This window comes from Protofrankia sp. Cr1 (genome assembly GCF_963555865.1).
GTDB lineage: Bacteria > Actinomycetota > Actinomycetes > Frankiales > Frankiaceae > Protofrankia.
In genome coordinates this window covers 1-7,409 of sequence record NZ_CAUVXO010000162.1, presented here as the reverse complement: position 1 = coordinate 7,409, position 7,409 = coordinate 1, and the positions used below count along the sequence as shown (strand labels likewise).

Annotated in this window: 7 protein-coding genes; 5 read left to right on the top strand and 2 right to left on the bottom strand. The window is 70.9% G+C overall.

What is annotated here, in order from left to right:
* Positions 1 to 27 precede the first annotated feature (27 nt).
* Positions 28 to 894, bottom strand: coding sequence for a polysaccharide deacetylase family protein (locus U9980_RS14185; RefSeq protein WP_322768346.1), 867 nt, complete (start codon positions 892 to 894; stop codon positions 28 to 30).
* A 261-nt stretch (positions 895 to 1,155) separates the two neighbouring features.
* Here U9980_RS14185 and U9980_RS14180 point away from each other — a divergent pair, with 261 nt between their 5' ends.
* From U9980_RS14180 to U9980_RS14160, 5 genes are read left to right on the top strand one after another with little or no spacing between them, the layout of a single operon-like run.
* Entirely contained in the window at positions 1,156 to 2,610 is a 1,455-nt protein-coding gene (locus tag U9980_RS14180; RefSeq protein ID WP_322768345.1) for an aldehyde dehydrogenase family protein, read from the top strand.
* On the top strand, positions 2,607 to 2,954 hold the full coding sequence (locus U9980_RS14175; protein WP_322768344.1) for a putative quinol monooxygenase: 348 nt from the start codon (positions 2,607 to 2,609) through the stop codon (positions 2,952 to 2,954). Before U9980_RS14180 ends, U9980_RS14175 begins: the two co-directional genes overlap by 4 nt.
* Before the next feature lie 21 nt (positions 2,955 to 2,975).
* A complete protein-coding gene (locus U9980_RS14170; RefSeq protein WP_322768343.1) occupies positions 2,976 to 4,832 on the top strand; it encodes a transketolase in 1,857 nt (618 codons plus the stop codon).
* Entirely contained in the window at positions 4,832 to 5,623 is a 792-nt protein-coding gene (locus U9980_RS14165) for an SDR family oxidoreductase (RefSeq protein ID WP_322768342.1), read from the top strand. The genes U9980_RS14170 and U9980_RS14165 overlap by 1 nt, the downstream gene beginning before the upstream one ends.
* On the top strand, positions 5,620 to 6,903 hold the full coding sequence (locus tag U9980_RS14160) for a cytochrome P450 (RefSeq protein WP_322768341.1): 1,284 nt from the start codon (positions 5,620 to 5,622) through the stop codon (positions 6,901 to 6,903). Before U9980_RS14165 ends, U9980_RS14160 begins: the two co-directional genes overlap by 4 nt.
* A gap of 61 nt (positions 6,904 to 6,964) precedes the next feature.
* On the opposite strand, the gene U9980_RS14155 is transcribed toward U9980_RS14160, so the two are convergent.
* A partial coding sequence (locus tag U9980_RS14155) for a VOC family protein (protein WP_322768340.1) occupies positions 6,965 to 7,409 on the bottom strand: 445 nt, incomplete at its 5' end.

The window sequence follows — 7,409 nt, the reverse complement described above, 5'->3', positions numbered from 1 at the left end:
GGTCCCAGAGCAGGTCCCAGCACAGGTTCAGCCGACGGCGCGGGACGTCTGGAACATGGTGTCCAGGGTCACCGGTTCCAGTTTGCGGTCGGCGATGAGCTGCTGGATCTGGTCGAACAACCCGAGGATCGTCTGGTGGTTGGCGTGACCGATCATGATTGTTCCTGGCTGCAGGTAGCGGCGGGCCAGTTCCATGAGCTGCTCGGGGCTGATCAACGTCGAGTCCCCGAAACTTCCGTTCCACAACAGGATCCTGGTGAAGCCGAGTTCGCCCACCAGGGCGTCGACGTGTGCGTTGTGTGCCCCGTAGGGCGGTCGGAACCAGGGACGGGAGGCGATGCCGAAGGTCTGCTCGATCCACTCCTCGTTCCTGTCGATGTCCGCGCGGATCGCGTCGTCGGGGCGACCGAGCAGATTCAGGTGGGTCCAGGTGTGGTTCGCGATCTGGACCTGGCCGGCCTCGATCAGCGGACGGAGGGTGTCGGCGTGGCGGTCCCAGATTGCCCGGTAGGCACCGTTGGGCGCAAAGGTGATCGGGATTGCGGAGCGGCGGGCGAACTCCACGTAGCCGGCCACGGTCTCGGGCGAATATCCGTCATCAATCGTGATCGCGATCCGCCGGGTCGGTGCGGGCGCTCCGAACACCACTGACGGGCTGCCGGGCTGGGCCGGCGGGATCGGCGGGATCGGTGGGATTGCCGGCTGGGTTGTCGGGCCGACATGCAGCGCGCTGGCCGGATTCCCGGTGGTCCGCCCGGGGGCGGGCACCGGTGCCGCGATGGGACGCGGCCCGCCGGCGGCGCTGGGTCGTGGTGTCGCAGGTTCGCCCGAGCAACTGGTCAGGGCCTGCGCCGCGCCGACTGCCAGCAGGGTGAGCAGCGTCCGGCGATCCATGGTCGGAACGGTACAAGCCGTTCGAACGGGGTGGAGCCCCGCAGACATTCCCGGTGCCGCGGCGAGACGAAAGGTTCATGATCGCATCAAGGCAGGTCGGCCGTGGTCCGACGTTCGGTCTCGTGCCGTCCCTGAAGGCCGTCTCAAGTAAGTGGTGTGGCCGGCGTCAGCTTCCTGCTATTGTGACGTGCGTCCCATACTTTATTGAGTTCGACTCGATAAAGTCAGGCCACGTTCCCGGAGGAGCGCATGGACCGGCGCATGGACCGAAGGACCGGGCTCTACATCGACGGCCGCTGGCGGGCACCGAGCGGTGACGGGACGATCGAGGTCGTCGAGGCTGCGACCGAGGAGACCATCGGCGTGGTGCCGGCGGGCGAGGCTGACGATGTCGCCGCCGCCGTCACCGCCGCCCGGGCGGCCTTCCCTGCCTGGTCGACGAGCCCGATCGAGGCCCGGGTCGCGCTGTTGCGGGAGCTCGCCGACGGGCTGGACGCACGCGGCGGGCAGCTGGCGACGATGATGAGCCGTGAGGTCGGCACGCCGCTGGTCACCTCCGAGCGGGTCCAGGTCGGCCTTGGCGTGTCGGTCATCCGCTCGATCGCGGACGTCGCCGAACGGCTGCCCGCCCACGAGCGGATCGGCTCGTCGATGGTGCTGCGGCTCGCCGCCGGAGTGGTCGGCGCGATCACGCCGTGGAACTACCCGCTGTATCAGCTGACCGCCAAGGTCGCGCCGGCGCTCGCGGCCGGATGCACCGTGGTGGTCAAGCCGAGCAGCGTCGCGCCGCTGGCCGCGTTCGTGCTCGCGGACATCGCCCACGAGGTCGGTCTGCCCGCCGGCGTCCTGAACATCGTGACGGGCCGCGGGGCCGTGGCCGGGGAGACCCTGGTCAGTCATCCCGAGGTCGATCTGGTCAGCCTGACCGGGTCGAGCGCCGCGGGCGCCCGGGTCGCCCAGCTCGCCGCGCCCGGCATCAAGCGGCTGACCCTGGAGCTCGGCGGCAAGTCCGCCTTCATCCTCTGCCCGGATGCCGACCTCGACCGCGCGGTGGACAACGCCGTGCGCGGCTGCTTCGTCAACAACGGCCAGACCTGCTCGGCGACGACCCGACTGCTGGTCCCCCGCGACCTGCTCGACGAGGTGGAGGAGCGCCTGATCGCTCTGGTCGGGGCGCACGTCGTGGGTGACCCGCTGGACCCGGCCACCACGATCGGGCCGGTGGCCTCGGCTGCGCAGGCGCGTTCGATCGCGTCCTATCTGGACAAGGCCGCGCACGAGGGCACCGTGCTCGTCGGCGGTCCAGGCCCCGTGCCCGGGCTCGACCGCGGATACTTCGTGCGTCCCACCGTGGTGAGCCGGCTGCGCAACGACGCCGTCCTCGCCCGCGAAGAGATCTTCGGCCCGGTGCTCGCGGTCATCCCGGTCGCGGACGTCGACGAGGCTGTCACCGTCGCCAACGACTCCGACTACGGCCTGTCCGGTGCGGTGTTCGCCGCGGACGACGCCGCCGCGGTCGCGGTGGCGCGCCGGTTGCGCACCGGCCAGGTCTCGATCAACGGCGGCCGGTTCAACGTGCGAGCGCCGTTCGGCGGTTTCCGGCGTTCCGGTGTGGGCCGTGAGCTGGGCGAACACGGGCTGGCGGAGTACTTCGAGCTGATGTCGCTACAGCTGCCGGAGGATGCCGGCCGTGCGTCGGGGCCGGCCGTGGCATGACCGACGGCGAGTTACAGCATGGGGTCGGGGTTCTCGGCGTGGTACGGGCGCACCCGGGATGTGAGGCCGCGCTCGGCGCGGCGCTGCGGGCTCTGGTCGAGTTCGCCCGCAACGAGCCCGAGACCGTCCTGTTCGCCCTGCATGCAGTCCGTGACCGGCCGGGCTCATACGTCCTGTTCGAGCGGTACCGCAACGAGCAGGCGTGGCTGCGTCACCGGCGCAGTCCCGCGATGGAGAGCTTCAAGGACGACATGGAGCGGCTCGTGGCCGAACGTGAGATCACCGTTCTCGTTCCCGACGCCACCTTCGGGCTGCCCGACACAGGTGCGCCGAGCAACCGTTGAGCCGACCAAAGGAGGGGTGCAGTGACCACCGTCGAGGTTCTGCCCGACCTGGCCGAGATCGCCCGTCAACTGCGTATCGATCTCGTCCGTGCCACCGCCCGCGCCGGTGCCGGGCATCCGACCTCCGGCGCGTCGGCCGCGGACGTGATGGCCGTGCTCAGCTCCCGTTTCCGCTACGACGTCACCGATCCCGCCCACCCGGGCAACGACCGGTTCATCCTGTCCAAGGGCCACGCGTCCACGCTGCTCTACGCCTGGCTGAAGGCGATGGGGGCGATCGACGACGACGAGCTGCTGACCTACGGCCAGCCCGGTAGCCGCCTGGAGGGGCACCCCCGCCCGGTCCTGCCCTGGGTGGACGTCGCGACCGGCTCGCTGGGCCAGGGCGTCGCCGCAGGCGTCGGGCTGGCGCTGGCGCTGGCCCGCCTTGAGGCGAGCCCGGCGCGGGTGTTCGTCCTGTGCGGGGACAGCGAGCTGGCCGAGGGCTCGGTATGGGAGGCGTTCGAGCACGGAGCCCACTACCGTTTGGACAACCTCGTCGTCATCGTCGACGCCAACCGGTTGGGCCAGCGCGGTCCGACCATGGTCGACGGCGACACTGCGGTGTATGCACGGCGCGCCGAGGCGTTCGGCTGGCGGGCCATCGAGGTCGACGGTCATGATCTGGCAGCGCTTGACCAGGCGTTTGTTGACGCGTTGTCGCCCGACGGCCGCCCGGTGGCGATACTCGCGCGTACGGAGAAGGGCCACGGCCTGGGATCCGTTGCCGGCGCGAACGGCTATCACGGCCGTCCGTTGGCCGACCCCGACGCCGCACTGACCCTGCTGGGGACCTCCCCGAGCGCGCGGATCGTGCCGCCGCCGCCCGGCGCGGTGACCCGGGTCACGCGGCGGATCGGGGCTCCGACGCTGCCGCGCTACGAACCCGGCTCGGTCGTGCCCACCAGGCTCGCCTACGGTCAGACACTTGTCGCCCTTGGTGATGCCCGCGACGACATCGTCGTGCTGGACGCGGAGACCAACAACTCCACCTACGCTGAGCTGTTCGCCGTGGCACATCCCGACCGCTATTTCGAGATGTTCATCGCCGAGCAGCAGATGCTTGCGGCGGCCGTGGGATTCGCGGCCCGCGGCTTCACCCCGTTCGCGTCGACCTTCGCGGCCTTCACAACCCGCGCGTTCGAGTTCGCCCGGATGGCCGCCATCGGTCGGACCGCGGTCCGGCTGTGCGGCTCGCACGCGGGGCTGTCGGTAGGCGAGTCCGGCCCGTCGGGGATGGGGCTGGAGGACATCGCGTGCTTTCGCGCGGTGGCCGGCTCCACCGTGCTCCAGCCCTGCGACGCCAATCAGACCGCAGCCCTGGTCGCGGCCGCTGCGGACATCGATGGCTTCACCTACCTGCGGACGACGCGAGGTGGCACACCGGTGATCTACGCTCCCGGTGAGGTCTTCCCGATCGGTGGCAGCAGGGTTCTCGCCGCCGGTCCGGCTGACGCGGTCACCCTTGTCGGGTCCGGAGTGACCGTGCATGCGGCGCTCGCGGCCCGGGACACCCTGGCGCGTACCGGTGTGGCGGCCAGGGTCGTCGACTGCTATTCGATCAAACCGATCGACGCCGCGACCCTTACCCGCGCCGCGAGCGAAACCCGGCTGGTGGTTACCGTTGAGGACCACTACCGCGAAGGCGGTCTGGGTAGCGCCGTGGCTGACGTCCTGGCCACGGCGGGATCGGCGACCCCGCTGCGGATCCTCGCTGTACCCGAGGTCCCCACGTCCGGGCCGGCCGCGGCGCTCACCGCCTGGGCGGGGCTGGACGCCGCCGGCATCGCAGCCGCGGTCGTGGCGTCCCTGGCCGCCGCGGAACAGACGGTGAGCTGATGTCGGCAGACAGCAGCGACAACCAGCCGCCGGGCACGGTCGTCGTGACCGGAGCGGCCCAGGGCATCGGACGCGCGTTGGCCCACCGCCTCGCCCACGACGGCCACACGTTGGTGCTCGTCGACCTCGCGGCCGAGTCGCTGCGCCGTGTCGCCGACGATCTCGGCGCCCGCGCGGTCGTGCTCGACGTCACCGATGCGGACGCGGTCGCAGGCCTGGTGCAGGCCGCGCCGGACTGCACGATGCTGGTGAACAACGCCGCCCTCGTCATCGAAGGCGCGCTGGTGGACACCAAGGCCGCGGACGCGCGCAGAGTCCTCGACGTCAACGTCGTCGCGCCGTTGCTGGTGTCCCAGACGCTGGCGCCGATCATGGCGGCCCAGGGCGGCGGCAGCATTGTGAACCTCTCCTCGGTCACTGCCCGTTACCACCCGCCCGGGACCGGGCTGTACAGCGCGTCCAAGGCCGCGCTGGAAGGGCTGACCCGGGCGCTCGCGGTGGAGTTCGGGCCGCTGGGTATCCGCTGTAACGCGGTGGCGCCCGGCACGACTCCGACCCCGGGCTCGGACGCCCATTACGGCGATGACGACGCCCGGGCCAGGCGGGCGGCGGTGCTGCCGCTGCGCCGGCTCGGCACGGTGGACGACATCGCCGAGGCCGTGGTGTTCCTGCTCTCGTCGCGCGCAAGCTATGTGACCGGTGAGGTTCTCGCTGTCGACGGTGGCTACACGGTCGCGGGCGGTCACTTCTTCCGGCTTGCTCGGTCCACCCGAGATGGAGACAGCAGATGACCATTGACGCCCAGTCGTGTCCGTTTCCCGGGCTTGACCTGTCCAGCCCGCAATTCCTCGCGGCGCCGGAGGCCTGGTACGCCCGGATGCGGGAGCAGGCACCGGTCTGCTTCGCGCCGGGCAACGGCTGGTACGTCGTTGCCAGCGCCGAACTCGTCCGCGAGGTCCTGCGTGACACGGCGACCTTCTCCTCCGCGGGCCTGAGCAAGCATGCACCGCCGCCGCCGGAGGTCGCCGAGGAGGTGGCCGCGATCCGCGCCCGCGGCTGGCCCTACGTTCCGGCGCTCGGGACCAATGATCCGCCCCGGCACACCCAGTTGCGCAAGCTCGTCAACAAGGCGTTCACCCCGCGGGCGCTGGCCTGGATGGAGCCGCTGGTCCGCCAGACCGCCGATAATCTTGCCGCTGCCTTACCCGACGGTGAGCAGGTCGACTTCTACACCGCATTCGCGGAGCCGTTGCCGGCCTGGGCGATCTGTCGGGTGCTGGGGCTGGCTGACTCACGCCGTGGCGATGTCCGACGGTGGACGCTCGCGGCCACGGCGACGATCGGTGCCCGGCCGGACGCGGCGGGCTGGATCAGTACCGAGGAGGACCTCCTCGACTACCAGCAGGCGATCGCCGCCGAGGTCGACCGGTGCCGCGAGGAGCCGGGGGAGGGACTGCTGTCGCAGCTGGTGGCCGCCGCCGGCGACCTCGGACCCGGCGAGGAGCCGATCGAGCTGGCGCACCTGCTCACGTTGGTACGTGAGCTGCTGGTCGCCGGGAACGAGACGACCGGTCGGCTGATCGCGGCAGCGGTCTACCTGCTGGACCGGCACCCGGGGGAGTGGGAGCGGCTGCGTGCCGACCCGCAGCGGGCGGGCGCGATCGTGGAGGAGGCGCTGCGGTGGTCGACCCCGGCCCAGGTCGCCTACCGTCGCGTCACCCGGGCCGTCCGGCTCGGTGGTGTCGACATTCCCGCCGGATCCCGCCTGGTGGTGTCCTTCGCCTCCGCCAATCGGGACCCGCTGGCTTTCGCGGGTCCCGACGGTTTCGATCCCGACCGTCCGGGCGCACGGACCCATGTGGCTTTCGGCCAGGGGCCGCACATGTGCGTGGGCGCCGGGCTTGCCCGCATCGAGGGCGTGACGGCCCTGCAGGTACTCGCGGAACACGTCGACTCTCTTGCCGTGGTCAACCCCGGGCAGCTGCGCTACACCCCGAGTTTCATGGTGCGGGGCCTGGACTCGTTGCCCGTGATCGTGCGCCGCCGTGCTGAGCTGTCACACCCGATATGACCCCGGACGCGCTGCGTGGCGGCTGCGAGCTCGCAGCCGAGCCGGGCGTTGCCGTCATCGCCTACCATTCGCGGACGGGGCTGCTGCCGTCCCAACCACGGGCGGCATCGGCTACGAGCCGGTACAGCGCGAGGACTCCCTCGGTCGGCTCGTAGATCTCCAGCAGATGGCCGAGATCGGCGCGCGCGTCATGAAAGGCGAAGCGGAGTCCGTTCGCCGTCTGCGCCGTCTGCGCCGTCAGCACCGCCGGCCAGCCGAGTTCGGTCAGCCGTCGCTGCTCGTCGTCGAAGGAGTCGACGAACCGGGCCACATGGTGGATGCCGTCGCGTCTGAGTATCTCGGTCGCGAGTGTCGCCGGGCCGGCCTCGTGGATCTCCACCAGCTCGACCATGACCGGGCCCCACTGCCCGTAGGCCGACGAATGGTCGAAGGCGGCCGGTGCGTCACGGTGCACGGCGCTGCCAAGCGGCCGGTGCCGCCGGACGAAGAACGGCCCGATACCAAGG